The sequence below is a fragment of the Gammaproteobacteria bacterium genome (genome assembly GCA_035546635.1).
In the GTDB taxonomy this organism is placed as follows: domain Bacteria; phylum Pseudomonadota; class Gammaproteobacteria; order JAURND01; family JAURND01; genus DASZWJ01.
The window spans coordinates 13,959-40,481 of record DASZWJ010000024.1 but is presented as its reverse complement, the minus strand read 5'-3'; the positions used below and the strand labels follow the sequence as shown (position 1 = coordinate 40,481).

At 42.6% G+C, this 26,523-nt stretch carries 25 protein-coding genes; 15 read left to right on the top strand and 10 right to left on the bottom strand.

Going from position 1 to position 26,523, the window contains the following annotated elements; genetic code table 11:
- Positions 1-106: 106 nt before the first annotated feature.
- The 6 genes from VHE99_06320 to gcvT all read right to left on the bottom strand — a co-directional run bounded on the left by VHE99_06320 (position 107) and on the right by gcvT (position 6,816).
- Positions 107-553 (bottom strand): PAS domain-containing protein, encoded by a 447-nt coding sequence (locus VHE99_06320; GenBank protein HVV68629.1) that lies wholly within the window; start codon positions 551-553, stop codon positions 107-109.
- A gap of 323 nt (positions 554-876) precedes the next feature.
- Positions 877-1,383, bottom strand: coding sequence for a hypothetical protein (locus VHE99_06315; protein ID HVV68628.1), 507 nt, complete (start codon positions 1,381-1,383; stop codon positions 877-879).
- A gap of 878 nt (positions 1,384-2,261) precedes the next feature.
- Positions 2,262-3,713, bottom strand: a complete 1,452-nt coding sequence (gene gcvPB, locus VHE99_06310; GenBank protein HVV68627.1) for an aminomethyl-transferring glycine dehydrogenase subunit GcvPB — start codon at positions 3,711-3,713, stop codon at positions 2,262-2,264.
- A 138-nt stretch (positions 3,714-3,851) separates the two neighbouring features.
- Positions 3,852-5,261 carry an aminomethyl-transferring glycine dehydrogenase subunit GcvPA gene (gene gcvPA / locus VHE99_06305; protein ID HVV68626.1) on the bottom strand — a complete coding sequence of 470 codons (1,410 nt, stop codon included), beginning with the start codon at positions 5,259-5,261 and terminating at the stop codon, positions 3,852-3,854.
- Between the two features lie 27 nt (positions 5,262-5,288).
- A complete protein-coding gene (gene gcvH, locus VHE99_06300) occupies positions 5,289-5,681 on the bottom strand; it encodes a glycine cleavage system protein GcvH (protein ID HVV68625.1) in 393 nt (130 codons plus the stop codon).
- Positions 5,682-5,730: 49 nt separating this feature from the next.
- Positions 5,731-6,816, bottom strand: coding sequence for a glycine cleavage system aminomethyltransferase GcvT (gene gcvT, locus VHE99_06295; protein ID HVV68624.1), 1,086 nt, complete (start codon positions 6,814-6,816; stop codon positions 5,731-5,733).
- Between the two features lie 159 nt (positions 6,817-6,975).
- Here gcvT and sdhC point away from each other — a divergent pair, with 159 nt between their 5' ends.
- From sdhC to VHE99_06240, 11 genes are all read left to right on the top strand, one after another.
- The gene (gene sdhC / locus VHE99_06290) at positions 6,976-7,347 is read left to right on the top strand and encodes a succinate dehydrogenase, cytochrome b556 subunit (GenBank protein HVV68623.1); all 372 of its coding nucleotides are present in this window, start codon (positions 6,976-6,978) and stop codon (positions 7,345-7,347) included.
- Complete coding sequence (gene sdhD, locus VHE99_06285) at positions 7,341-7,688, top strand: succinate dehydrogenase, hydrophobic membrane anchor protein (GenBank protein HVV68622.1); 348 nt, start codon at positions 7,341-7,343, stop codon at positions 7,686-7,688. The genes sdhC and sdhD overlap by 7 nt, the downstream gene beginning before the upstream one ends.
- Positions 7,689-9,449 (top strand): succinate dehydrogenase flavoprotein subunit, encoded by a 1,761-nt coding sequence (gene sdhA, locus VHE99_06280; GenBank protein HVV68621.1) that lies wholly within the window; start codon positions 7,689-7,691, stop codon positions 9,447-9,449.
- Between the two features lie 114 nt (positions 9,450-9,563).
- A complete protein-coding gene (locus VHE99_06275; GenBank protein ID HVV68620.1) occupies positions 9,564-10,337 on the top strand; it encodes a succinate dehydrogenase iron-sulfur subunit in 774 nt (257 codons plus the stop codon).
- A 189-nt stretch (positions 10,338-10,526) separates the two neighbouring features.
- The gene (locus tag VHE99_06270) at positions 10,527-13,340 is read left to right on the top strand and encodes a 2-oxoglutarate dehydrogenase E1 component (protein HVV68619.1); all 2,814 of its coding nucleotides are present in this window, start codon (positions 10,527-10,529) and stop codon (positions 13,338-13,340) included.
- On the top strand, positions 13,327-14,130 hold the full coding sequence (locus tag VHE99_06265; GenBank protein ID HVV68618.1) for an alpha/beta hydrolase: 804 nt from the start codon (positions 13,327-13,329) through the stop codon (positions 14,128-14,130). Before VHE99_06270 ends, VHE99_06265 begins: the two co-directional genes overlap by 14 nt.
- A 106-nt stretch (positions 14,131-14,236) precedes the next feature.
- Positions 14,237-15,448: a 2-oxoglutarate dehydrogenase complex dihydrolipoyllysine-residue succinyltransferase gene (gene odhB, locus VHE99_06260; GenBank protein HVV68617.1), complete on the top strand. Its 1,212-nt coding sequence runs from the start codon at positions 14,237-14,239 to the stop codon at positions 15,446-15,448.
- A gap of 20 nt (positions 15,449-15,468) precedes the next feature.
- A complete protein-coding gene (locus tag VHE99_06255; protein ID HVV68616.1) occupies positions 15,469-15,894 on the top strand; it encodes a PLP-dependent transferase in 426 nt (141 codons plus the stop codon).
- A gap of 14 nt (positions 15,895-15,908) precedes the next feature.
- Positions 15,909-15,980, top strand: a complete 72-nt coding sequence (locus VHE99_06250; GenBank protein ID HVV68615.1) for a hypothetical protein — start codon at positions 15,909-15,911, stop codon at positions 15,978-15,980.
- A 145-nt stretch (positions 15,981-16,125) separates the two neighbouring features.
- Positions 16,126-16,626 (top strand): dihydrofolate reductase, encoded by a 501-nt coding sequence (locus VHE99_06245; protein ID HVV68614.1) that lies wholly within the window; start codon positions 16,126-16,128, stop codon positions 16,624-16,626.
- A complete protein-coding gene (locus tag VHE99_06240) occupies positions 16,623-17,732 on the top strand; it encodes a dipeptide epimerase (GenBank protein ID HVV68613.1) in 1,110 nt (369 codons plus the stop codon). Before VHE99_06245 ends, VHE99_06240 begins: the two co-directional genes overlap by 4 nt.
- A 125-nt stretch (positions 17,733-17,857) precedes the next feature.
- Here the strand turns inward: VHE99_06240 and VHE99_06235 are convergent, their stop codons facing one another.
- The 3 genes from VHE99_06235 to VHE99_06225 all read right to left on the bottom strand — a co-directional run bounded on the left by VHE99_06235 (position 17,858) and on the right by VHE99_06225 (position 20,988).
- Positions 17,858-18,670 carry a symmetrical bis(5'-nucleosyl)-tetraphosphatase gene (locus VHE99_06235; protein ID HVV68612.1) on the bottom strand — a complete coding sequence of 271 codons (813 nt, stop codon included), beginning with the start codon at positions 18,668-18,670 and terminating at the stop codon, positions 17,858-17,860.
- 31 nt (positions 18,671-18,701) lie between these two features.
- The gene (locus VHE99_06230; protein ID HVV68611.1) at positions 18,702-19,670 is read right to left on the bottom strand and encodes an Rpn family recombination-promoting nuclease/putative transposase; all 969 of its coding nucleotides are present in this window, start codon (positions 19,668-19,670) and stop codon (positions 18,702-18,704) included.
- Positions 19,671-19,791: 121 nt separating this feature from the next.
- The gene (locus VHE99_06225; GenBank protein HVV68610.1) at positions 19,792-20,988 is read right to left on the bottom strand and encodes an MFS transporter; all 1,197 of its coding nucleotides are present in this window, start codon (positions 20,986-20,988) and stop codon (positions 19,792-19,794) included.
- Positions 20,989-21,053: 65 nt separating this feature from the next.
- Here VHE99_06225 and VHE99_06220 point away from each other — a divergent pair, with 65 nt between their 5' ends.
- The gene (locus VHE99_06220) at positions 21,054-22,826 is read left to right on the top strand and encodes a hypothetical protein (GenBank protein ID HVV68609.1); all 1,773 of its coding nucleotides are present in this window, start codon (positions 21,054-21,056) and stop codon (positions 22,824-22,826) included.
- A 263-nt stretch (positions 22,827-23,089) separates the two neighbouring features.
- Here the strand turns inward: VHE99_06220 and VHE99_06215 are convergent, their stop codons facing one another.
- Complete coding sequence (locus VHE99_06215; GenBank protein HVV68608.1) at positions 23,090-23,611, bottom strand: TetR/AcrR family transcriptional regulator; 522 nt, start codon at positions 23,609-23,611, stop codon at positions 23,090-23,092.
- 161 nt (positions 23,612-23,772) lie between these two features.
- Between VHE99_06215 and VHE99_06210 the strand changes: the two genes are divergently transcribed.
- The 3 genes from VHE99_06210 (at position 23,773) to VHE99_06200 (ending at position 26,410) form a co-directional block, all read left to right on the top strand.
- The gene (locus tag VHE99_06210) at positions 23,773-24,795 is read left to right on the top strand and encodes an alcohol dehydrogenase (GenBank protein HVV68607.1); all 1,023 of its coding nucleotides are present in this window, start codon (positions 23,773-23,775) and stop codon (positions 24,793-24,795) included.
- Between the two features lie 14 nt (positions 24,796-24,809).
- Complete coding sequence (locus tag VHE99_06205; protein ID HVV68606.1) at positions 24,810-25,679, top strand: phosphosulfolactate synthase; 870 nt, start codon at positions 24,810-24,812, stop codon at positions 25,677-25,679.
- Between the two features lie 302 nt (positions 25,680-25,981).
- Complete coding sequence (locus VHE99_06200) at positions 25,982-26,410, top strand: hypothetical protein (protein HVV68605.1); 429 nt, start codon at positions 25,982-25,984, stop codon at positions 26,408-26,410.
- The last annotated feature ends 113 nt before the right edge of the window (positions 26,411-26,523 follow it).

The window sequence follows — 26,523 nt, the reverse complement described above, 5'->3', positions numbered from 1 at the left end:
AATCAAGCTCACAAAATCAGACGCAAAGAAGTAGAACCCACCTCTCTCCTGCCGCAGTTTATCAATAAGTCCTTATTTATATAAAGAAAACATTCGCTAGAAAAATTCAAATATGGGATGGAATTATTAGGGGCTTACGTTCATTCTGCTCCTTAGAGGTAATTAATTTTTTTTGTTCAGATAAATCAAAAGATGAACCAATAATACCTATTATTGTATTATTGCTATCATATAGTGGGGATTTTTTTGATAAATAATAAATCGTTGAACCATCCTCAGCAGTTTCAGGTTCTTCAGTGGTCACTGAAGAACCAGATTGCATCACATAGTTATCGGTTTTGCGAAAAATATCAGCTGTTTCCTTGTCCATTAGTTCATAATCAGTTTTTCCAATAACATCATTTTGAGAAGACTGGTTAAAGGTTTTAACTTGCTGATTATTGCACCACAAATATCTCCCTAGCTTGTCTTTCAAGTAAATATGCCCAGGAATCATATTTATAATTGATATAAGGGTGATATCGTATTCTTCCAGTTTTTTAAATTTTTCCATAAATTCCTTTTATGGGTTTGTTTTTAGATTTTGCAATGGTTAATCATTTCTTGTGAATAATTAACAACGTTGTTACTGCGCCACAAGTGATGAAACTGAGTAAAAAACCAATCATCAATATATAATCTTTCACAAGATATGCGTGAAGTGTGGTAAAAAGCTGCATTATATTAAACCCAGCAAACGTGATGATAGACACTCCTTTGGTACATTTAGTGCGATATATCTGTATGGCTTATGGGATGAAAAGAGCAGCATTCAGAAATAATCCAATCCCAAAAATAGTGTGTATAGCGTAAATTATATATTGTTTCATACGATCTCTAAGTTGTCGCTTTATTATATATTTTTCTAAAATGTAGAGACACTGATATGAGCTTACCAGGGTATTCCTTTTTAACAACGATCTCATATGCGACTTTCATAGCTAGATTTCTACCAGTTGGGTACAATTCAAAATCAAACCCTTCATGCGCCCATAAACACATGACGGCACACTCTTCTAAGAGATACTCTAAACAACAATTAAAGGCATGGTTTTTATCAAAATCTAAATATTCTCTATTTTTGATTCGAGTTAAATACTCGTGTATTGTAAAATTAACAGCTTCCTTATACGAATCATTATTAGAATAAAGTTCCGTCATTAATTCCCGTTTTAATACATATTGTGGGTGACTTAGCCAATCATTCCATCTCAGTATGTTGTAATCTACAGTTAAGAGGCTATATATGGATTTATTCCTTTCCAACCATAAATCACCTTCTAACAAACACTTGTTTATAACATCTTTTTCCGTATTAAATATTTTTAACGTATGACGTTGCACGGTATCGTCAATTAATAATGTAAATTTTTTAAATGATGAATTTACTAACAATAATGTTGCGTGGAGCTTCTTTCCCTCATGAACTTTTAGTCCTTGTCCAACGCTTATGGGTGCAATGCAGTTAGATTGTAAAAATCTTTTTTTCCTGTTTTCAATTGGGCATTTAGAAAATGAAGCTTTAACCGATATATTTTTTGAATTTTCCCTTGTGAAAGTTATTAATGGTGGTGTTGTTGTATCTAATTTTTCAAAACCATAAGGAAATGGTCTATGTTTCTTCGTTGTTCATTAATATAGTCATGGTTTTATCCTAAATAATCTGTAAATATAATTTTTTTGTTTTTATAATTTTGACTAGAGATTAAACTCTTTGTTGGAAACTTTGTGGCTTAAGGAAAAGAAGATGGAAGGCTATGTATTACTTAATAAGTAATCGTCGAATAGATTCGACTTATGCTTAGCGATTTAATTATTTTTAACCTTAATTCACTCCTTACTCAATAAGGATTTGTGAATCCTAGTAATCAATTTATTTAGTTCAATTAAGATAACTAGGTTTTATTTTATGCGTGGTGCCTTGCAAGATACGATACTAAACGTAACATAAAATTTATACTCATTGCAGTGTGATTGTGCTAGGCACGAGTCGGCCAACATTAAATCTGACTTAAGGACACCTCTAGAAATTGATCTTTTCGCTCAATACGGCGTTGGATTAGATTTTAAATCCTCATTTATTCCCGTATAAATTCCGGATTTAAAATCTAATCCGCCTTGTCTTGAGCGAAAATCTCTAATTTCTAGAGGTGCCCTTAAAAAACGAACATATCTCTGTTAATCAGTTCATAGCTTTAGCTATTTCTAAAAAGTTAAACTCCTCATTTATCCCCTTTCCAAACCAAATTCAATTCCTTAGCCGCCTTAACATCATCCAGTCGTCGCACGGGTAAAGTAAATGGTGCACCGCGCAGTTTTTCAGGGTCTTGTTTGGCTTCTTGTAGAATTTTCTCCATCACAGCGACAAATTCATCCATCGTTGCTTTACTTTCAGTTTCGGTGGGTTCAATCAACATGCACTCAGGAATCAATAGCGGAAAATAAACTGTTGGCGCGTGGATGCCATAGTCTAATAAACGTTTGGCGAAATCCATGGCGTTTACACCCAATTCTTTAGCCTGTTTTTGTAGCGTTAATATGAATTCATGCGTAGCGCGGCGCTGTGGAAAGGCGGCGGTAAAACCCGCTTGTTGCAGACGTTTAAACAAATAATTTGCGTTTAAGGTTGCGTATTCGGCGACACGTTGCAAGCCTTTGCGTCCCAGTAGGCGGATATAAATATAAGCGCGCAATAACACGCCGGCATTACCCATAAAAGTCGACAGACGGCCAATAGATTGTGGGCAATCTTCTTGAGTCAGCCACACCCATTGATCGTCCTTTTTGCTAACAATCGGTGTGGGTAAAAAAGGCGCTAAATGTGCTGCTACAGCGACGGGTCCAGAACCCGGACCGCCACCGCCATGTGGCGTGGAAAAGGTTTTATGTAAATTCATATGAATCACGTCAAACCCCATATCGCTGGGTCTGGCTTTACCAACAATGGCGTTCAAGTTAGCGCCATCGTAATACAACTGCCCGCCGGCAGCGTGCACTAAATTAGAGATTTCACGAATACGACGTTCAAAAACGCCTAGTGTAGAAGGGTTAGTCAGCATGATGCCGGCAGTTTTAGGTCCTAGGGCGGCTTTTAATGCATCAATATCCACATCACCTTGTTTGTCGGTCGGGATTTCACGTATGGTATAACCGCCACACATTACGGCAGAGGCGGGATTGGTACCGTGTGCAGCGTCAGGGACTAAAATTTCTGTACGCTCAAAATCGCCCCGAGATTGATGCCAGGCACGAATAGTCGCAACACCAGCAAATTCGCCTTGCGCCCCGGCCATGGGTGTCAGGGAGACTGCAGCCATACCGGTGACGATTTTTAAGTATTCTTGTAACTCATACATGCAATGCATAAATCCCTGACTGAATGCCAATGGCGCCAAAGGATGTCGATTAGCAAATTCCGGTGACCAGGCGATACGATGGGCGCGGGGATTATATTTCATAGTACAAGAACCTAAGGGGTAAAAATTCGTGTCTATGGAAAAATTTTTACGAGACAAACTGGTGTAGTGACGCACCACATCCAATTCCGAGGCTTCTGGTAGCACGGCTTTGCTTTTACGTAATAATGCTTGCGGAATGTCATCAATCGCGATATCAGTCAGCGGTGCTTGAGCGGTTGCGCGGCGTCCTTTCGCAGATTTTTCAAAAATAAGCATGTTTAACCTCTATTATAGCGTTTACACTTTTTTCCTTCTCCCCTTGTGGGAGAAGGTGCCCGAAGGGCGGATGAGGGGTAGGTTTGCAGTAGCATTTACTATTTAAAGCCAACCCAAACTCACCCCTCATCCGCCCTGTCAGGCACCTTCCCCCACAAAAGGAGAAGGGGAAATAAGTTTCTCTTGTCTCGATTCCATCACATTGCGCAATGCATCATGAAAAGCCTGTAAATCTTCTTCAGTCTTAGTTTCAGTCGCACATACCAATAAAGCTTGTCCCAATTCAGGATAATAAGGCGTTAAATCAAAACCGCCTAATATCCCTTCACGTGCCAACTCTTCCAACACAAATGCCACAGGCTTATTCAACTTCAGCACAAATTCGTGGAAAATCGGCCGGCAAAACACCCCCTCTACTCCAGCAATGCGAGTTAATTGATTATACAAGGTCACCGCATTGCGATGACTAGCGGCAGCAACCCGCTTCAACCCCTCAAGGCCTAATAAACTCATATAAATGGTAGCAGCGGTAACCATCAGCCCCTGATTCGTGCAAATGTTAGAAGTGGCTTTGGAGCGGCGGATATGCTGCTCCCTAGCTTGCAGTGTGAGACTAAACCCAGGCTTTCCTTCAAGATCGACGGTACGTCCCACGATACGGCCTGGTAATTGGCGTACATGCGCTAAGCGGCAACACAAAAACCCAAAATAAGGTCCGCCGGAAGCCAAGGGAACACCTAAGGGTTGACCTTCACCGCAAACAATATCGACCCCGGACTGACCCCATTGTCCTGGCTCTTTCAAGAGAGCCATCGCAGTAGGGTTGACGAGGGCAATCGACAGCATACCTTGTGCTTGAGCCCAGTCAGTTAAAGCATCGACTTCTTCCAGTACCCCAAAGAAATTTGGCTGAGGAATAACAAATGCCGCGAAGTCTTGTCCAGCATAAGCTTGTAAAGATTCTAGCAATACATGACCGCCACCCTGGCAAAATGGAATTTCTATCAGCTCAATATCTTGTAGCCCGACAATACTCTTGGCAACCGCGCGATAATAGGGATGCACGCTGCTGGGTATCAGGATGCGTTTGCTTTGCGAACGGCGGTTCACACGGACGGCCATAAACAAGGCTTCCGCTAAAGCCGTCGCGCCATCATATAAAGAGGCATTTGAGACATCCATACCGGTTAAGCTAGCTATCATGGTTTGGTATTCATAGATAAGCTGCAGCGTGCCTTGGCTGGCTTCTGCTTGATATGGCGTATAAGAAGTTAGAAATTCACCGCGAGATATTAAATCCAAACTCGCGGCAGGGACATGGTGTTGGTAAGCACCCGCACCAATGAAACAGAGGTTATAACGATCCTGTGCCCCACGCTTTTGTAGCAGTTGGGTCAATTCCATTTCTGATAGCCCTTCGGGAATACCGGGTAAATCGGCAATCAAGAGGCTTGAGGGGATTTCGTTAAATAAATCATTGATCTGGTTGACGCCAATGGTGGCGAGCATTTCTTTAACTTCAGCTTCAGTATGGGGGATAAATGGCACAGTTTTAACCTCTTATGAAGAATATGACTATTCAGCTTCAATACTTTGTTGGTAAGCTCCCGCATCCAGTAATTTTGCCAATTCGCTTTTATCGAGGGGTTTAATTTGACATAGCCAGCCATCACCGTAAGGGTCGACATTCACCAACTCAGGTTGATCGGATAAAGTGTTATTGATGGCGACAATCTGTCCTGTCACGGGGGCATACACATCGGCTGCTGCTTTAACCGATTCAACGACAACAATGCTTTCTTCGTTCTTAAAGTTTTTCTGTAATTCGGGGAGTTCAACATAAACGATATCTCCCAGTAATTCTTGGGCGTGGTGGGTGATGCCAATGGTTACCGTGCCATCACTTTCTTCGCGCACCCATTCGTGGCTTTTGGTATATTTTAATTCTTTGGGTATGAAATTGCTCATTTGTGGGGTTCCTTTGGGTTTGTTTTAACAGTTGGTAATGGAAAAAAGCTTACTCAAAAGTTTTTTTCCCATGCCGCACAAACGGCGGTTTTACAATTCGTGCAGGTATTTGCTGTCCGCGAATTTCTACAGAACATTGGGTACTTTCGGTTACAGGAATACGTGCCAAAGCAATGGCTTCCTGTAGCGTCGGTGAAAAACTGCCACTGGTAATTTCACCGCAGCCGTTTTCAGAAATAATTACTTTTTGGTGGTTTCGCAGCACACCTTTTTGTTCTAGCACTAAACCCACAAGCTTTCGGCTAATCAATGGTTTTTGTGCCTCTAGCGCTGCGCGGCCAATAAAATCTCTATCTTTCGGTTCAAAAGCGACGGTCCAACCCAAGTTAGATTCAAGCGGTGTTGTGCTTTCGTCCATATCAGAGCCATATAGATTGAGACCTGCTTCTAGTCTTAAAGTATCGCGTGCGCCAAGGCCGCAAGGCTTAATGTCAGATGCTAATATTTTGTCCCAGAAAACTGGCGCTTCGCTGGCGGGTACTAATACCTCTACACCCTCTTCACCAGTGTAGCCGGTGCGGCCAATAAAATAACCCGCTTGTTCGACTGCTTCAAAGGGACGCAGGGCTTTAATTTTTTCATAAAGCGCCGCTGGAAAAATGGTGGAAGCTTTAGTGAGTGCATTGGGACCCTGAATAGCCAAAATGCATAAGTCAGTCCTAGGAGTGATTTCTACGGCAAAACCCTGACTTTGTTGCTTAATCCAAGCCAAATCTTGCTCACGTCGACCGGCATTGATGACCAAACGATATCGATCGCCATCTTGTTTGTAGACAATCAAATCGTCAAGTACGCCGCCTTGTGGGTTCAACATGCAGGTATACAATGCTTTGCCTGGATTTTTCAATTTGGCTACATCATTGGATAATAAGCGGCGTAAAAAATCTTCGACCCGACTGCCAGCTAGATCAACCACCAGCATGTGAGAAACGTCAAATACTCCGGCGTCTTTGCGCACCTGATGATGCTCATCGATTTGTGAGCCATAGTGCAATGGCATATCCCAACCGGCAAAGTCTACAATTTTAGCGCCGGCGTCTAGGTGTTTTGTATAAAGAGGCGTTTTTTGTCCCATATTGGCCACAGAAGGTGAGGGTTTAAAATGAGGCAGGCATTATACACTTATCGCTATAGGTTCTGGCAAGACGAGTGATTTCAACCATTCAAGATACTTCAGTTTCAGATTTTTGAGGCATATAATGTTCTTTCGATCTACCATGCAGGATTTCGCACCGTGAAGCCAAGGCCAGTTTATCTCAATTTATTACAAATTAGGCAACCGTTACCCGCTATTGTCTCAGTTTTACACCGTGTTTCTGGAGTCATACTTTTTTTGCTGTTGCCGCTTCTTTTATGGCTATTAGCAAAATCTTTAGCTTCTGAAGCTTCATTTAACGCACTCAAACAGCCATTCACCCATCCCGTGTTGCGGTTCTTTATTTGGGTTACACTCAGCGCATTAATCTATCATTTGGTGGCCGGTATTCGGCATCTCTTGATGGATATGGGTGTTGGTGAAAGCTTAAAAGGCGGACGGGCAGGCGCGTATCTCGTGTTAGTCATTTCCATTGTACTCATTATCTTTGCAGGAATTTGTTTATGGTAGGCAGTGTCACAAGCCTCACACGCAGTGGGTTGCGTGATTGGTTGATCCAGCGCATTACCGCTGTCATATTGGCGTTATATACATTATTTCTATTAGCTTTTATTCTGTGCCACCACGCGTTGACTTATGCCGATTGGCAAGCTTTATTTGCCAATGGCTTCATGCGCATATTTACTTTTTTAGCTCTACTCAGTGTTGTGTATCACACTTGGGTAGGTATATGGACAGTATTTACAGATTATATTAAATGCTCAAGCTTAAGATTAATTCTGCAGGCGATAGTCGTTATTGCACTGCTGGGTTATTTAGTGTGGGGTATTTCTACTGTGTGGGGGGCGTAAATGAGCTTGGCAGAACAATTTTTTGATGCAATTATCGTAGGCGCGGGCGGTGCAGGACAACGTGCGGCGCTACAGCTTGCCGAATCTGGCAAAAAAGTTGCGTTGATATCCAAAGTATTTCCAACGCGTTCACATACCGTATCAGCACAGGGGGGTATTAATGCCGCTTTGGGTAATATGGGGCCGGATGATTGGCGTTGGCATATGTATGACACCATTATGGGCTCAGATTTTCTAGGCGATCAGGATGCCATCGAATACATGTGTAAATATGCGCCTGCGACCATTATTGAATTGGAGCACATGGGCTTACCCTTTTCCCGTACCCAACAAGGAAAAATTTATCAACGCGCATTTGGTGGCCAGACCCTAAACTTTGGTGGAGACTTAGCGCACCGCACTTGCTGTGCGGCAGACCGCACCGGTCATGCGATGTTGCATACGCTTTATCAGAAAAACGTCGAAGCCAAAACCCATTTTTTTAATGAGTGGTACGCGGTTGATCTAGTGAAATCGACAAGCGGCGGGGTCGCCGGTGTGATCGCGCTGCATATTGAGACGGGTGAAACCGTATTCCTGCATAGCCGAGCGACTGTATTGGCCACGGGCGGGGCTGGCCGTATTTTTCAAACAACCACTAATGCTTATACCTGCACAGGTGATGGTTTAGGGTTGACCTTGCGCGCCGGGTTTCCACTTCAAGATATGGAAATGTGGCAGTTCCATCCCACGGGCATTGCTGGGGTGGGCGTGTTGGTCACTGAGGGCGCACGTGGTGAAGGTGGTTATTTATTGAATAAAGATGGCGAACGCTTTATGGAGCGTTATGCGCCGCATCTTAAAGATCTTTCTTGCCGGGATGTTGTTTCGCGTTCTTCTATGATGGAAATACGTGAAGGCCGCGGCGCAGGACCACATGGTAATCATGTGTTGCTTAAGTTGGATCATTTAGGTGCTAAAGTTTTGCAGGAACGTTTACCGGGTATTACTACACTCGCTAAAACCTTTGCGGGGGTTGATCCTACCAAAGATCCAATTCCTGTTGTACCCACCACCCATTACCTGATGGGCGGTATTCCCACCAATATTCATGGTCAAGTGCTTACCTTAGATAAAAAAGGTAATGACCAAATAGTCAATGGCTTGTATGCAGCAGGCGAATGCGCCTGCGTTTCAGTGCATGGGGCTAACCGTTTGGGTGCTAATTCATTATTGGATATTGTGGTTTTTGGACGTGCCGCGGGTTTGCATCTGGAAGAAGCGCTAAAGCATGATTTGGAGATGCCGGTGGCGGGCGTTAGCGATGTAGAAGAAGCTTTGGCGCGATTGCAACGCTGGGATCACTCTAAAGATGGCGAAGATATGCATGAAATTAAAATAGAGATGCAAAAAATCATGCAGGAGGATTTTGGTGTTTTTCGTGATGGTGAGCCAATGCGCCAAGGTTTGAAAAAATTACAGGCATTGAAAGAACGCTTACCCCACGCGGTATTGCGGGATAAAAGCCAAGTGTTTAATACCGCCCGTATGGAAGCATTAGAGTTGGATAATATGATGGAGGTCGCGATGGCTTCAGCCGTTTGTGCAGAACTCCGCACGGAAAGTCGCGGCGGTCATTCCCGTATGGATTATCCTGATCGAGACGATCAGCACTGGTTAAAACATTCTATCTATTTTGCTGATGGTCGAATTGGGGAACGTCCGGTTAATATGAGGCCGCATGAGGTAGATCCGTTGCAGTTGAAAGAGAGAGATCATTAGGACTTCTCTTATAGCCCTAACAACGTTAGGGACACCTATTCCCTTCTCCCACAAGGGGAGAAGGAAAGAAGCAACGGCCATAAGAGACAATTAATTCATATCAGAGGCAAACACATGACAGAAAACGCACCCACCCAAAACACCTGCGCTGCAAAACAGCCCGCTGCCGGCGTGCGGAACAAACATTTATACGTTTCTGTCTACCGCTATAACCCGGATGTAGATACCGCCCCCTACATGAAAGACTATGAAATTGACAGCGTCAATTGTCACGGCGTGATGGTGCTTGATGTGCTCGAAGCACTAAAAGTCCAAGATCCAACCTTAACTTTCAGGCGTTCCTGCAGCGAAGGTGTTTGCGGTTCAGATGGCATGAACATCAATGGCAAAAATGGCCTGGCCTGCATTACTTCCTTTTTGGAAATGAAAACCGATAAAATCATCTTAAGACCGCTACCTGGTTTTCCCGTCATTCGCGATTTAATTGTCGACATGACACAGTTTTATCAACAATATGAAAAAGCTGAGCCTTATCTACAGAACGATCAACCCCCTCCTGAAAAGGAACGCCTGCAATCGATTGAAGAGCGTGCGAAATTGGATGGCTTGTATGAATGCATTTTATGCGCCTGCTGCTCTAGCTCCTGCCCGTCTTACTGGTGGAACCCCGATAAATTTTTAGGTCCATCCGCACTGCTCTGGGCTGACCGTTTTATTTCCGATAGCCGTGACACTAAAAAACAAGAGCGTCTAGCAAATATGGAAGACCCGTACAAAGTATTTCGTTGCCGTAGCATTATGAATTGTGTAGATGTCTGCCCCAAAGGCTTAAATCCGACTAAGGCAATTGGTCATATTCGCGATGAGATGGTGAAGGAATCGGTATAATCCCCCCTTTGAAAAAGGGGGGGCGCCAGCCCTAGGCTGCGGGGGGATTTAAAGAGTTTTGGGTGCCTAATATTGTGCGTTAGTACTCCCAGCTTTTTAAATCCCCCTCAGGCCTTGCGGCCTTCGACCCTTTTTGCAAAGGGGGTGAGTATTTTGAACTGCAACTCCAAATTTCCTAAAGAGACTTTTATGTCAACCTCAGATATGCAATCACTTTTATCCGATTCTTATTTATACGGCGGTAATGCCGATTATCTGGAAGAACTATACGATCTTTTCTTAAAAGACCCACAAGCCATTGATCCGAAATGGCGCGCTTATTTTCAGCGCTTACCCAATGGCACAGACGTCTCTCACGCCGATATTCGCAAACAATTTTTACAGCTTGCCAAGCAGCCGCTGCAACGCCAAATAGTCACGGGTGATGCATTACATGAACGCAAACAAGCAGCCGTGAAGCAACTCATCAACGCCTATAGAACCTACGGCCACCTAGCGGCAAAAACTGACCCTTTGGGTAAGATAAGCGCGCATCCGCGACAATTGACCTTGTCTTATTATCCTGATTTATCCCCCAAAGATTACGATCAACAGTTCCATACACAATCACTGTTGGGAGTTGATAAAGCCACACTCAGAGAAATTATTGTCCGCTTAGAGGAAATCTATTGCGGCAGTATCGGCTCAGAATTTATGTATATTTCCAATCTGGAAGAAGCGCTATGGGTGCAGCAACGCTTAGAGCAAAAACGTCCAGAATTATCAGCCGAACAAAAACGCGAAATTCTCAAACAGTTAATTGCTGCGGATGGCTTGGAAAAATACTTAGGAAATAAATACGTCGCACAAAAACGTTTTTCTCTTGAAGGGGGTGATAGCTTTATTCCTTTTGTCCATGCAGTAAATGAGCAAGCCAGTCAGCAAGGTGTCAAAGAGATTTTGATGGGTATGGCGCATCGTGGCCGGCTCAATACGTTAATTAATATATATGGCAAACCCGCAGAAGAATTGTTTCAAGAATTTGAAGGGCGCAAAGATTATGGGCTAACTTCAGGCGATGTGAAATATCATCTAGGTTATGCCTCCGATGTAGAAACCAAATCAGGACCTTTGCATTTAATGCTGGCATTTAATCCTTCCCATCTGGAAGTCATTAATGCTGTATTGATGGGCTCTGTTCGTGCCAGGCAAGAAAGACCAGAGCGAGAGCAACCATTTGAAGTCATGGGTTTGTTGGTGCATGGTGATGCATCATTTGCAGGTCAAGGCATTGTGCAAGAAACGCTGAACATGTCTCAGACTAATGCTTATCAGATTGCCGGCACAGTGCATGTGGTAATTAACAACCAGGTCGGTTTTACCACCAGTGATCCTAAAGATGCTCGCTCCAGCATTTATTGTACCGATCCGGCCAAAATGATTGATTGCCCAATTTTTCATGTCAATGGTGATGATCCAGAAGCCGTTGTATTTGTCGCACAATTAGCAACGGAATACCGTAACCGTTTCCACAAAGATGTGGTCGCTGATATTGTCTGCTACCGTCGTCAGGGTCATAACGAAGGCGATGAACCTATCGCCACCCAGCCAATGATGTATCAGTTTATTCGCAAATATCCGGTCACCCATGAATTGTATGCACAAAAACTCATAGACCAAAATGTCTGTACTGCCGAGGAAGTGGCAAATTGGATCAAGTCTTACCGTGATTTGCTAGATACAGGTGGCTCTGTCGTGAAAACCAAACCCGATGGCTTATCTTCTAAATATGCCGCCAATTGGGCCCCTTATCTTGATCGAGAATGGTTTACGCCAGTTGAAACCAGTGTTCCTCTGCAAAAACTCGTGGCACTTGGAGAAAAATTGGCACAATTACCGCCAGATTTTGAGGTGCAAAGACAAGTGAGTCATACCTTAGCTGCACGCACACACATGATCCAAGGTCAGCAACCGCTGGATTGGGGTTATGCTGAGACTTTGGCGTATGCCAGCTTACTTGATGAGGGCTATTCGGTGCGTATATCAGGTGAGGATGTGCGCCGCGGGACTTTTGCCCATAGGCATGCAACGCTACACGATCAAAAAACCGGTAAAACCTACACGGCACTTGCGCACATTGCTAAATCACCCGTGCGATTTCAAATTTATGATTCCCTGTTGTCTGAGGTCGGCACCATGGGTTTTGAATATGGTTATGCGACGACCGATCCGCATACCCTGGTGTTATGGGAGGCGCAGTATGGCGATTTCGCTAATGGCGCTCAAGTCGTCATGGATCAATTTATCAGCTCGGCTTGGCAAAAATGGCGCACATTATGTGGCTTGACGCTATTACTACCTCATGGTTATGAAGGCTCGGGTCCAGAGCATACTTCCGCACGTCTTGAGCGTTATCTACAGCTGTGTGCTGAAAAGAATATGCAGGTCTGTGTACCCACCACGCCTGCGCAGATCTTCCATTTACTGCGACGCCAAATCATACGGCCGTATCGTACACCGCTGATTGTGATGACGCCAAAAAGTATGTTGCGCAATAAACTCGCTGTGTCATCGCTTGCGGAGTTAAGCCAGGGGCATTTCCAGTTAGTGATTCCTGAAACAGAGCACACCGATACTAAACAGATTAAGCGTGTTATCTTATGCAGCGGCAAAGTTTATTATGATTTATTGCAAAAACGCGGTGAATTATCGCGAAAAGATATCGCTTTAATACGCATTGAACAACTTTATCCTTTCCCGCGGGATGAGTTGCAAGCACAGCTTAAGCAGTATGAGAACGTTAAAGATGTCATCTGGTGTCAAGAGGAACCTGAAAATCAAGGTGCGTGGTACATCATGCGTCACCGTTTTGAGGCTTGTCTGGCTAAAGGCCAGCGTTTGCATTATGCCGGTCGGCCGGCTGCTGCTTCGCCAGCGGTGGGTTATATGAAACTGCATTTGAAACAACAGGCGGAATTAATTAATGCTGCACTGGGGTTAAAGGAGCAACATGCCAAAAATTAAAATTAATGACATCAACTTGTATTATGAACAGCAGGGGCGAGGTCAACCTATCGTTTTTATTTCCGGCTACAGTGTGGATCATTTATGCTGGGTAGATATCCCTTCGGTATTCTCAACAGCTTATCAGGCAGTATTGCTGGACAATCGGGGTTCTGGACAATCTGACCGCCCCGATTTTCCTTATAGCATCGATATGCTAGCAGAGGATGTAGTGGCATTGTGTGAAGCCTTGCATTTAGGTCCTTGTCATATCGTAGGTAGTTCTATGGGTGGCATAATTGCTCAGGTATTGGCGTATAAATATCCTCAGCATGTGCGTACGATTACGCTTTGCAATTCATTGATGAAGCCGGATATTAAATTTTCTTTAGCGGCAGCTGCGACCTTAACCTTGATACAGGCCAAAGCTGACCGTAGGGCGTTAGTCAAAAATATGTTGGGCTGGATTTATTCCAGTAATTTTCTGGAACAACCGGATGTAGTTGAAGTGTTAATCGAAACGAGTTTGGCTAATCCTTATCCTATTGATGAAGTGGGTTATAGAAATCAGTTGCATGCAATAGCGCAAGTTGATACTTCTGCATGGATTCATCAAATAAAAAAACCAACTTTGGTATTGGGATCGGATCAGGATTTAATCGTCAGTGAGGCGCATATGCGTGAAATAGCGCGGTTGATTCCTTCCGCACAATATTATAATTTCGAAGGTGTGGGGCATTTACCGTTTATTGAGCGGCCGGAAGAATTTATTAAGGTGGTGAGAACGTTTATAGATAAGCACAGTACATGAGTGGGCAAGTCTTCCCATAACATGACTTTGTCAGCTACCAAGACAGGATTGCCACGCACATCTTACTTTAAAGTCATCAATTAATCGTCATAAAAGGAAAACATCCATGAGCATCGAAGTTAAAGTACCTGCACTCCCTGAATCAGTTGCCGACGCGACAGTAGCCCAATGGCTGAAAAAACCGGGTGACGAGGTAAAACGTGATGAAACCTTGTTAGAACTGGAAACCGATAAGGTCATGCTGGAAGTGCCAGCAGCACAAGATGGTGTGCTGGAGAAAATTCTTAAACCGGTGGGTAGTACGGTAACAGCGCATGAGACGCTGGCTTTGATCGCTTCTGGTGCGGGTCGTGCTGTGCCTTTCGCAGTGGAAAAAACACCAGCGGTAAAACCAGCAACAGAAACGCAGCCAGTTAAGGTTCAGGAAAAACCTGCAACCAGCGCACTTAGTCCGGCAGTGCGGCGTTTGGTTGGTGAACATGAAGTGGATGTCGCACAGCTTAAAGGTACGGGTAAAGATGGTCGAGTCACCAAAGAAGATGTGTTAGCACAAGTCAAAAGCGCAACCACTGCAACTTCCGGCGTATCCTTGCCAGAAATATCCACTGCTATCGGTGAGCGTCCAGAGAAACGTGTTCCCATGTCCCGTCTCAGAGCCCGCATCGCAGAGCGTTTAGTAGAAGCACAGCATAATGCTGCCATGCTGACCACGTTTAACGAAGTCAATATGCAACCGATTATGGATTTGCGCGCGCGTTATAAAGATGTATTTGAAAAAAGTCAGGGCGTTAAACTGGGACTGATGTCATTTTTCGTTAAAGCCGCGGTTGAGGCCTTGAAACGTTTTCCGGTGGTCAATGCGTCAATTGATGGTGACGATATTGTCTATCACGGTTATTACGATATTGGTATTGCCGTGTCGACAACACGCGGTTTAGTAGTGCCGATCTTGCGCGATGCCGATAGTTTAAGCATGGGTGATATTGAAAAAACCATTGCCAGTTATGCTGAAAAAGCCCGCGACGGTAAATTAACTTTAGAAGAAATGACTGGCGGAACTTTCACCATTACCAATGGCGGTATTTTTGGTTCTATGTTATCTACGCCGATTATCAATGCGCCACAGTGTGCTATTTTGGGCATGCATAATATTGTCAAACGCCCGATAGTGGAAAATGACCAAATTGTGATTAGGCCGATTATGTATGTCGCGATGTCTTACGATCATCGCTTGATTGATGGCCGTGAATCGGTGAGTTTTTTATTAACCATCAAACAGCTGCTTGAAGATCCGAGTCGTTTAGTTTTGGGTGTGTGACAGTCATCCTGAGTATTGGGATGACATACCCCTTGTTACAGGTTGGTGATCTCAAAGCAGTAGTAACATTCGCAAAAGCCAATGGGCTTAAATCTATTATTGATAATACTTTCACGAGTCCAATTAATTTTCGGCCGCTTGATTATGGCTTTGATCTATCTTTGCATAGTGCCTCTAAGTATCTAAACGGTCACTCCGATGTGGTGGCAGGTGCTGCTATTGGCTCTAAGGAGTTAATTCATAATATAAATGAAAAATTATGTTATCTGGGTGGTTGTTTAGATCCGCATGCGCTATTTTTATTGCAGCGCGGTATTAAAACCTTAGCCTTGCGGGTGCGTTATCAAGCGCTTAAAATTGCCCAATTTTTAGAGCAGCATCCAGCAGTGGTTAAAGTCAATTATCCAGGGTTGGTCAGTTCTCCTTTGAGGAGCGTAAACAATTAGGCATTTCCGATAGTTTGATACGGCTTTCGGTGGGGATTGAGGCAACGGATGACTTAATAGAGGATTTTTCTCGCGCATTGTCTTAAATAAAGTTTTCAACCAAACTTTTTCCCCCGTAAAAGGCAGGGTATTGGCGTTAAGTTAAGCAAAAATATTGACCTCTCCCACAAGGGGAGAGGTTAGTTTGATGCCGATGTCTACTTGTGGACAAGGAAATGAATGGGGCATCTCATGCATATATCTCTCATCGTCGCCATGTCCAGCAATCATGTAATTGGCATCAACAACCGTTTGCCTTGGCATTTACCAGCCGATCTTAAACATTTTAAAGAATTGACCTGGGGCAAGCCTATCATCATGGGTCGCAAAACTTACGAATCCATCGGTAAACCGTTACCTGGCCGACGCAATATAATCGTTTCGCATAATACGCAACTAAAAATAGCTGATTGTGAGGTCGTTTCTTCATTAGAAGCAGCCTTCGCCCTAGTTGCAACAGCACCCGAAGCGATGGTCATTGGCGGTGCGCAACTATTCAAAGCTGCTGCAGAATACGCAGATCGCCTCTATTTAACTATCATTCATGCAACATTCGAGGGCGATAGTTTTCTTCCTGAAGAAATAGCAGTGGATAATCCACTGCGTTGGCAGTTAGTCGAAGATGTTAAACATTCAGCTGATGCCAAGAATCCATATGCTTATAATTTTCTGACTTTTCAAGGACGTCCATGATGCAAATCACAACGATCACCCTCGCAACATTAAAAATACCTTTAATTCGTCCATTTATCACCGCGGTGCGACGTACGGAATATGTTGAAGATGTGGTTGTCATGATAAAAACTGATAATGGTGCTATCGGTTATGGATCGGCTGCAGCTACGCCAGCGATTACCGGTGAGAGTCAAAGTTCTATTATCCATATCATTCAAACGCTGTTGGCGCCGAAATTAATTGGGCAGCGTATCGATCATTTCAATCAATTACTGCACAGCATTCAAACCACTGTCAAAAAAAATAGCTCAGCTAAAGCTGCATTAGATATCGCATTACATGATTTATTTGCGCAATACTGTCAGTTGCCTTTATATAAATTATTAGGCGCCTCCAGCAATAAAATCAAAACTTGCATCACCGTCAGTGTTAAAGACGCCCATCTTATGGCCGAGGATGCAAAAACATTTGCAGAACAAGGTTATGAAGTACTGAAAATAAAAGTAGGTTTGAATCCAGCAGAAGATATGGAACGTATTAAAGCGGTGCGTAGCGCAGTGGGTGATAGCATTAAAATCTTAATTGATGCCAATCAAGGTTGGGATGCCAAGAGTGCAGTGAAAATCATCAAGATGCTAGAAAAACAAAATTTAGCGGTCGCACTCGTAGAACAACCCGTCAAAGCCCAAGATTTAGAAAATTTGAAATTTGTCCGCGATGCAGTTGAAAGTAGCATCATCGCAGATGAATCTTGTTTTTCACCAATGGATGCATTGGCTATTGCTAAAATCCATGCCAGCGATGGCATTAATATCAAGCTAATGAAATCTGGCGGTATTTATCAGGCGAATGCTATTTATCATATTGCCAGTAGTGCTTATTTAAGCTGCATGGTGGGATGTATGTTGGAATCACCGATTGGCATCGCTGCCATGGCCAGTTTTGCGCTAAGTAAGCCGGATATTTTATTTGCGGATTTAGATCCAATTGCTTTAATTAAAAATAACCCGGTTATTAATGGGGCGCAGCTGATAAATAACCAGGTGGTATTATCTGATCGGCCTGGGTTGGGTATTGAAGGGTTTATGGAAGGGTTGACGGTAATAACTGAGGTGGGACGATAAAATAATTGTAACTGTCCCCTCTTTTTCACAGAGAGTGAAAAGAATATTAAGGGCACCTCTAGAAATTATCTTTTTGTTCAAATCCGCCTTGACTTGAACAAAAATCTGAATTTCTAGAGGTGCCCTTAATTCGTAGTTTTTAAAGCACGCACACGAAACCATTGTTCATCCTCTAGTCGTAAGGCGCTTAAATATCTGCCCCAAACACAACCCGTATCCAGCGCATAAACATTGGGGGTATGGGTTTCGCCTTCTAAAGCCGCCCAATGGCCAAATACAATTTTTAAGTTAGTTGTGGCGCGATTGGGTACTTTGAACCAAGGCATGTAGCCTTGCGGCTGTGAATCAAGGCCGCCTTTAGCGCTGAGATCGAGATGTCCTTCGGCATTACAAAAACGCATACGTGTTAGCGCATCGATGATAAAACGTAATCTATCCCAGCCGTTAAGATCAGGTCGCCAGACTACGGGGGTATCGCTATAGAGATGTTTAAGAAATAAAGCATAATCATCGCTGCGCAGAATCGCTTCGACTTCGGCGGCATAATGTTGTGCTTGCTCCAGATTCCATTGTGGTGGTATGCCGGCATGGGTCATCACAACGCCTAGCTTTGCATCATAATGCAGTAAAGGTTGCCTACGTAGCCAATCGATTAATTCATCACGATCTTCTGCCTGAAGAATTTCATAAAGCGTGTGATTTTTATAGGGGTGACCAGTGGCGATGGCTAACAGGTGCAGGTCGTGATTGCCTAACACAGTAACTGCATTGGTTAAGTTCTTAATAAAACGCAGTGTCTGTAATGATTTCGGTCCGCGGTTGACCAGGTCGCCGGCAAACCAAAGCTGATCTTTATTCGGATCGTAATTTATCTTTTGCAACAGCAGCTGTAGCTCATCATAGCAGCCTTGCAGGTCGCCAATGGCGTAGGTTGACATAGGTTAAGATTCCAAATTGATATTGTGAGACTCATTCCTGTTCTTGCAGTAATAAAGAATTAATCACTGTCAATGGCAGTTCAGTTAAGGCAGCAATTTCTTCTAACGGAAATCCTTTAGCCATTAATTTATGTGCAAAGGCGTATCTAGTTTTGAGAGAACCTTCTTCTCTTCCCTCGATTATTCCTTCTTCTCTGCCTTCTTTCCTGCCTTCTAGCCTACCTTCTACCCTGCCTTCTACCCTGCCTTCTATTCTGCCTTGTTCCCAGCCTGCTTCATGTCCCCGCCTTCCGGCGCTGGATACTAGGCTTTTTTCTATACTAATGGCATCCCAGTATTTGTCATAAGATGCCAATTCAGCCGGTGAATAAGCCGCCTCTTCGGCCAAGGTAATAGCTTGTTTAATCTCTGGAACGGCTAACCATTCAGCTGACACTTCCTTGGTTTTTTCACTCAACTCGGATAAAAAACGTAGCCACAGCACCTGTAATTTCTTTTGCGGAAAATTTTTAGCTTTGAATTTAGGCAGTTCAATAAATACCAGCTGTAAATCTTTAATTTCAGCTAAATGTGGTTTGGCGACATTGACGATTTTGTAATGGTGATACCAGTCATTTTCATCGGGGTCAAATTGTGTATTAATGAGCCCAAGTCCGTAGACGGGTTTTAATAAATCGTAATCCTCACCTTTTTCCAATTGAGTCACATAAGCTTTACTGGCGTTGAATAACATGCGTTGTTTAAAGCTTGCCGTCCATTGGATTTGCATTTCCACGATAAATACTTGGCCTTGTTGATCGGTGCAGCGTACATCTACCACGGTGTATTTAAAACTAGGGATCAAGGGGACTTGTTCACTGGGTAAATATTCCAGGGTATCGATGAGACCATTTTCAGGTAAAGGCAACACAGCATTGAGAAAACTTTTTAGCAAATGTGGATGTTCGCCGAAAATTTTTTTAAAAACAATATCAGTTTTTGGGTCAAGGTAACGGGACATAACTTATCCTTTTAGGTAAGCTCACCCCCTTTTCAAAGGGGGTGATATAAAGAAGTATTCTGGGTAGTTTACATTAAAGTATAGAGCGTTTGTATTACGTAAATATTGTCTAATCTGTTAGTCACTCTCGAATAAATTGTCTAATTTCCTGATTTTTAACAACCCAAAACTGCGTGATTAAGATCATAGCAATAAAAATGCTAATGATAATACCAATATGCCTGAAAGAACCCTGATAAAAATAACCAGCAATCTGCAAGCTAAGTGCTGAAAATAGCAATTGCGATCCTTGTAGAACCGCTGAAATTCTGCCCTTAACTTGAGGTATAAAGTTCAGGCATAAAGGTACCAAGAGGTTAGACGGAATAATCTGGCTGATAATAAAAGGCAGAAATGCCAAAGTAATCAAGAATGGATTGGTCGTATTGGCAAGGGTGATAGAAAGTACGCTGATTAAGCTGGCAAAGTAAATTACGGTTGCGACGGAGAGTAAGTTTTTCTGCCGGAATTTATGCATAATCAGTCCGAATGTTACGCTGCCCAGGGCGAATACTAAGGCCAGTGCGCCTTGATAATAACCAAAATGGGTAAGACTTACGCCTAAATCTTTCATGTATAGCAGCGGCGACATCCCCACAAAAATCCAATAGGGTACAAACATAAAAATAATATTGGTCATTAACAGCAACAGAGATTTTGATCTAAACACCAGTTTGTAGCCACTTTTAGGGTGGGCGTTTCCGTGCACAATGGGTTTATGAACGGGGATAAAAATTAAGGTCATGATAAATCCTGTCAAACCTAAAAGTAATAATGCAACAAAATTTCCCTGCCAATGAAAATATAGGGTGATATAGCTGCCAATAACGGGTGCAATGGCTACAGAAGTGTTTTTTACGCCGTTTAACATGGCCATATAAAATTGCTGCTTTTTCAAGGAGTAGGTGTCGGCAATGATTAAAAAGCTGAGAATTGCCGGAGCGGCTATACCTATGCCTTGTAAGAAACGGCCAACCAAGAGCAATGGATAGGAGATCCCCCACCAACAAAAGCCGCTGCCAATCATAAAAATCATCAGACCCAGCAAAATAATAGGTTTGCGGCCATAGCGATCAGCAAAACTACCCACCAGAAACAGACTCAAGCAATAGCCTACAAAATTAGCCGATAACAAGGCTTCCACCCAAAATGATGACAAGCTGAACTGGCTTTGTAGTTCAGGGAAGCTTGGTACAAACAGATCAAATTCCATGCCGGCTAACAAGTCCAGCGTAATGACGGTTGCTAAAAGCAGGGGCTTAAAAATTACAGGTTGCATTAAGACTCTCTTAATCATGGGTAATTACAATGTTAATTCTATAATTCACAGCGTATTTTGGCACCATGAGCGAAGGTATAAGTACTGAAAAAAAGCAGTCTCAAGCTGGCAAGTTCAAAGAATTTAATCTTGAAGATTGTCAGGAGATATTTAATGCCATTGAAGCATTTGTTGAGAAGGATAATCAAGAAGATTTAACTGCTTATCTGATAAGAGAAATCCCTGATTTTGTTGTAGCTAATTTAGTCAATCTTGCATTAAGTGAAAGTTTTCGTATAAATTTTCCGCAAAACAATCAAGAGCAAATCTTAACTGAGTTGATGCGGTATGCTGCAAACCATGTAAGCCAGCAAGAAATTTGTAGAATGCTGCGAGATATTGAGCAATTTTATCAAGAGCGTTCGAGTTCAGGTAAATCCGATGGGTTAACATTTGAAAGCTTCAAGGAGATTTTTCTTTCATTCTCTAATAGTGGAGATCGTGCCAGAGTCGAAAAAGCGCTGCAACAATACGGCTCTCTAGAGGAAGACAATATTTCAGATAATCAAGAGACGGCAGATGTTGAGCACGATGATTACTCATGCTCAGATAAAGTGAAAGATGTAAAATCTAGATCACATATATCTGTTGCTTCAGAATACAGCGATGATAAAGCCAAGGAATCCATAGAAAGAGAAATAAATAGATTAAAATTTCTTTCTCTTTCATCACCTGAAACAATTAATGATGAAAAATTCATCAAAGAACTCCCGTCTGAAGCAGATGCAAAAAAATTAATTAACTCCATAAAACTGGCCATTCATAATCGAGAATGGACACATAAAGATGAAAAGAAACAACAGCCTAAATCAATCGCGGTTATTTTAGAGCTGATTGAACGATCTGAATCGGGTGAAATTAATTTTCAAGAAACATTGAAAATGATCATGGTGCTGTCGAAAAGAATAACTGATGACAGAAAAACTGATAGAAGTTTTCCATGTGAAGAATTATGGTTTCACTGGAGACATTTGGAGGTCGGCCATATGAATTTCTATTATCATCGCAAATCTCCAGATACACATCCACTGTTGCATATTGCGAAAGCTGCTTGTGTAATGGCTCAGAGGTTAGTGTATGAAGGAGGAAATACAAATGAAAACAATTTAAAAAAACCATCAAAAAAGTTTGATGAAATAGAAGCAACAGTAAAGAAAAATAGATCATTGGCTTATAAGCAACTTGAGGTAGTAACCCAGGGAGAATTGTTCACTAAGGCGCAGATCCTAGGGATATTCATGTCATTAAGGGCTACACTGGCTGAGAAAACTCACAGAGGAAATTGTACGGAGCAATCATTTGTTGGTTTAAGGTGTATCAGTAAACTGCGTGACAAACATAGAGATATATTCGGGGGTGTGGCCGCTGAAATTTTTTCATCAGAAAAGAAAGATCATGTATTTATAATACTTGGGCGTTTACCCAACAGTGATCCTAGAGATATTTCTACGTGGGGACCTAATGCAGTGTGGTGCGATCCTTTTTGGGGAAAGTCAGCCTTGGTATCTGATCTGCCTGATTTGTGGAAATCGTATATGACTCCATATCAAATCAACATGGAAGATCATATGAACCTGAATTCTTTAGATTATGGTGATGATTTTTTGTGTGATAAAGAAGAATTGGTATCATCTGTTAGATTACCTATGGATTCAAAAAATACTGAATCGTCGATAAACTTACCCGTGACTTTTCATTATCATAGAGAAAATTCACCGAAAGATAAAAAGAAAAATATAAATCCTGTGTTGGAACAAGCTCCAGTTTCAAGCTTAACCCAACATTCGCTGTCATCCTAAGCACAGCGAAGGATGACAACCAAGGGCATGATGACAATCAATACAAGGTGAAGACTATGACTCAGGATGATAGGCCTTAAGAAACACCCTTACCACATCCTCAATTAAACTGTTAGCATGAGGCAATTGTTTCTGTTTAGTGAAACCCAGCATCATCGGCCAGAAATGGTGCTCTTTTAGCATACCTATGAAATAAGAGGCTGAACGTTCAGGATTGTCTATAGATAATTCACCGCTAGCCTTTTTGCCCTCTAAAAATTTTACTAATAGTCGAGTGAATGGCGCTTTCTCGCCAACAGCAGATTGCTTACTAAATCTGGAAATTGATTAATTTCTGCTATCAACAATCGAAATAGCGCGATCGTATCCGGTTGATATAAAAATTTTAAGAAAACTTTTGCAAACTGGGTTAATTGTGCAGCAATAGGTTGCTGTTCTAAAAATAATTGCTGATGAGAAATTGAAACTGTTTGCCAGTGCGCATTGAGCATCGATTCAAACAGCGCTTTTTTAGTTTTAAAATGGTCGTAAACCGTTCTTTTAGAAACATTGGCGGTAGTGGCGATTTGATCCATGCTGGTAGCATGCGCCTGTTGAAGATCAATGGCGATTTGAAAAATGGCGTAATGAAGTGACGCTGCGTTCAGTGGAAATGTATTCTGAATATGAGCAGGGTGCGTATATTGAGCGTATTGCACCGACTCCGCTTTTAATGTTGGTTGCTGAAAATGATGTGGTGGCGGTGACGGATAAAGCGCTGGTTCTCTGCCAGATCTGGGTATCAACGGAAATACACATATGCTGATGATGGAAAAAAATAATGAGCAGATTTTGCAAGTAATCAATGAGAATATTTATGGGTTAGTACAAACTTTAGCAGAATAGTATTGCATCTTGGTGCTTCGATATTTAAGATGTATTTAATCATCCAAGTTAGGAGCAAGGAATGAAAACTTATAAGGCAATTGAAATTACCTCACCTGGCAAACTCAATTTAGTTGAAAGAACTCTTCGCGAGCCTCAGGCGGGGCAGGTACGCTTGCGTGTTGAAGCAGCTGGTATCTGTCATACGGATGTATTCGCTGTAGAAGGACAGTGGCCTGGTTTAAAATATCCTTTGGTTCCAGGCCATGAAATTGCTGGCCGGATTGATGCAGTCGGAGCAGATGTTAAGGTTTGGAAAGTTGGGCAACGTGTTGGTGTCGGTTGGTTTGGCGGGCAATGTTATGTATGTGAACCCTGCCGGCGCGGAGATTTTATTAACTGTATTCGACTCATCATTCCAGGCATTACAACTGACGGCGGATATGCTGAATCCGTCATTGTTGAAGCCCGTGCACTTGCTGCCATTCCCGATGCGCTCACGGCCGATGACGCAGCGCCTTTGCTCTGTGCTGGCGTGACGACTTACAACGCATTGAGAAATGCTAAACTGCGCGCTGGGAATGTTGTGGCGATACAGGGCATTGGTGGATTAGGACATTTGGGAGTGCAATTTGCTCGGCGTATGGGATTTTATACGATAGCGATTGCCCGTGGTACCGAGAAGCAACCATTGGCGCTTGAATTGGGTGCGCACAAATATATTGATAGCAATGCCGAAGACCCGGCCAAAGCGCTGCAAGCTATAGGTGGTGCCGAAGCAATTTTAGCCACAGCAGCCAGTGGCAAATCTATAGCTCCCCTGGTTGGTGGTTTAAAAGCGCGCGGTCAATTGATTGTCGTTGGTGTATCGGCTGAGCCAGTAGAAATAACTACCCCACAACTCATTACGGGTATGAAGACGATTGCAGGATCTGCAGCTGGAACAGCCATCGATATCGAGGATACGCTTAGATTCAGCTGCCTTCAGCATGTGCATTCTATGAATGAGGTTGTTTCTCTGGAGCAGGCACCAGAGGCTTACGCCAAAATGGCAAAGAACGCGGCTAGATTTCGTATGGTTTTGAAAATTAATCCAGCAGGATGAAGGAGTGAAATGTCATGGAGCAAAAGTATCAAAGAGCGTTTAATTTTGTTGATCTGAGAGAATTACCACCCAAGCCGCGTAAAAAAGGTCTTATTGAAATAAGAGGACCTTATTACGAAGCCTTTACAACTGAACAGCTCAATGATTTATTGTCAACCTGGGGTTATTATATCGATGGTTTTAAATTTGCAGGTGGCGTGCAGTCACTGCTTGAGGCGAGTGTGGTAAAAACTTTTACTGATCTCGCGCATAAACATCATGTCTATGTCAATACTGGTGGTTTCATTGAAAGAATCGTCATTCAAGATCCTGCCAATGTGGATAAGTACCTATCGGAAACCAAAGAATTAGGCTTCGATGTGGTTGAAGTTTCAAGCGGTATGTTTGAGCATAGTGAGGATTTTAGGCTTAAAGATCAAATTGAAATTGTAAAAAAGATTAAACAATTAGGTTTAAAACCTAAGCCAGAAATTACCATTATGGCTGGTGTCGGGGGCGGAGTTAAAGAGTTTGGTTATGCGGCTAAAGTCAAAACCGTGAAATCCGTGGAAAATTTACTCGAAGAAGGCGAACGCTTTTTTGAAGCGGGTGCTTACATGTTAATGATTGAATCAGAAGGCATTACGGAAGGAATTGAAGATCCCGAAGATTGGCGCAGCGATATCATATTTGCCTTGGTTGAAAAGTTTGGCTATGAAAAACTCATGTTTGAGGTATCTCCAGAAGATGATGAAGCAAGAAAAACCTTTAAATGGTATTTAAAAAATGTAAGCCCTGATGTGAATCTGATGATGAATGCAAAAAATATTGTTGAATTCAACGCATGGAGATTGAAGTTATGGGGTGACCGTGAGCTTTGGAAAGGAAGAACGGTAGTATTTTAATGCTCTGTACTAGACAAAAAACGTCTTTTACAAAAAAGCACTGTCATTCCCGCGAAGGCGGGAAACCATCTTTAACAGGCACTCAAATTCATTAAAGACCATTAGAACTTCATTTTGATAAAATTAATGATGTTTTTATGCCTTTCAAGGATGGGTTCCCGCCTTCGCGGGAATGACAGTATTTTTTGTCTAGTACAGAGATTTTAATGCCGCAGAGCGAGAAGATTTAAGATTTCCTTAATTTTTTATGCTACATTCTTGATAAAATTTCTTAGGCATATCCCAATAATTTGGAGAATCTAATGATTAAAAAAATCGCACTTCCCTTAGTTTTTGTACTTGGTTCTTGTTTAAGTGTGACGGCCATGGCAGATTCAACGGTATATAGCTTTTCGTGCCCAAAGTATTCAGATGTAAAAGTAACACATTTAGCATTTTTGAATACGGCAGAAGCCAGCCCAACAACTGGAACACCAAGTGATTTCCGCAAATGGTTAACAGCGGTTCCATATCCCCAAAGGTCTGGTGCTATTAGTGAGGCAATTAGTTTTGTGGGTGCCAAATTGACCTCTGGCAACCAAAATGTTGAGTGTTGGTATACATTTCAATTGTATTCACATAATCCTAATAAATCACAAGTTAACCTTCCACTGGTGTTAGTGGGTAATGTAAGTAATTATACATTCTCCGTCACCCAGGATGGCAACATTACAGCTACATCAAAAAATTGATCTGATCCCTCAAGACAACTATGTTCTTTAATGATAACTCCCGTGCAGTTTGGACGGGAATTATCATTCATGTTTATGCAACCTTAATTTAATTAGGAGTGCTGACCCACCGA

Bases quoted from the DNA above. Each gene is read 5' to 3' on its own strand.
- VHE99_06320 (HVV68629.1), bottom strand. From the start codon at position 553: ATGGAAAAATTTAAAAAACTGGAAGAATACGATATCACCCTTATATCA.
- gcvPB (HVV68627.1), bottom strand. From the start codon at position 3,713: ATGCTTATTTTTGAAAAATCTGCGAAAGGACGCCGCGCAACCGCTCAA.
- gcvH (HVV68625.1), bottom strand. From the start codon at position 5,681: ATGAGCAATTTCATACCCAAAGAATTAAAATATACCAAAAGCCACGAA.
- gcvT (HVV68624.1), bottom strand. From the start codon at position 6,816: ATGGGACAAAAAACGCCTCTTTATACAAAACACCTAGACGCCGGCGCT.
- sdhD (HVV68622.1), top strand. From the start codon at position 7,341: ATGGTAGGCAGTGTCACAAGCCTCACACGCAGTGGGTTGCGTGATTGG.
- sdhA (HVV68621.1), top strand. From the start codon at position 7,689: ATGAGCTTGGCAGAACAATTTTTTGATGCAATTATCGTAGGCGCGGGC.
- VHE99_06275 (HVV68620.1), top strand. From the start codon at position 9,564: ATGACAGAAAACGCACCCACCCAAAACACCTGCGCTGCAAAACAGCCC.
- VHE99_06270 (HVV68619.1), top strand. From the start codon at position 10,527: ATGTCAACCTCAGATATGCAATCACTTTTATCCGATTCTTATTTATAC.
- VHE99_06265 (HVV68618.1), top strand. From the start codon at position 13,327: ATGCCAAAAATTAAAATTAATGACATCAACTTGTATTATGAACAGCAG.
- odhB (HVV68617.1), top strand. From the start codon at position 14,237: ATGAGCATCGAAGTTAAAGTACCTGCACTCCCTGAATCAGTTGCCGAC.
- VHE99_06255 (HVV68616.1), top strand. From the start codon at position 15,469: ATGACATACCCCTTGTTACAGGTTGGTGATCTCAAAGCAGTAGTAACA.
- VHE99_06245 (HVV68614.1), top strand. From the start codon at position 16,126: ATGCATATATCTCTCATCGTCGCCATGTCCAGCAATCATGTAATTGGC.
- VHE99_06240 (HVV68613.1), top strand. From the start codon at position 16,623: ATGATGCAAATCACAACGATCACCCTCGCAACATTAAAAATACCTTTA.
- VHE99_06235 (HVV68612.1), bottom strand. From the start codon at position 18,670: ATGTCAACCTACGCCATTGGCGACCTGCAAGGCTGCTATGATGAGCTA.
- VHE99_06230 (HVV68611.1), bottom strand. From the start codon at position 19,670: ATGTCCCGTTACCTTGACCCAAAAACTGATATTGTTTTTAAAAAAATT.
- VHE99_06225 (HVV68610.1), bottom strand. From the start codon at position 20,988: ATGCAACCTGTAATTTTTAAGCCCCTGCTTTTAGCAACCGTCATTACG.
- VHE99_06220 (HVV68609.1), top strand. From the start codon at position 21,054: ATGAGCGAAGGTATAAGTACTGAAAAAAAGCAGTCTCAAGCTGGCAAG.
- VHE99_06210 (HVV68607.1), top strand. From the start codon at position 23,773: ATGAAAACTTATAAGGCAATTGAAATTACCTCACCTGGCAAACTCAAT.
- VHE99_06205 (HVV68606.1), top strand. From the start codon at position 24,810: ATGGAGCAAAAGTATCAAAGAGCGTTTAATTTTGTTGATCTGAGAGAA.
- VHE99_06200 (HVV68605.1), top strand. From the start codon at position 25,982: ATGATTAAAAAAATCGCACTTCCCTTAGTTTTTGTACTTGGTTCTTGT.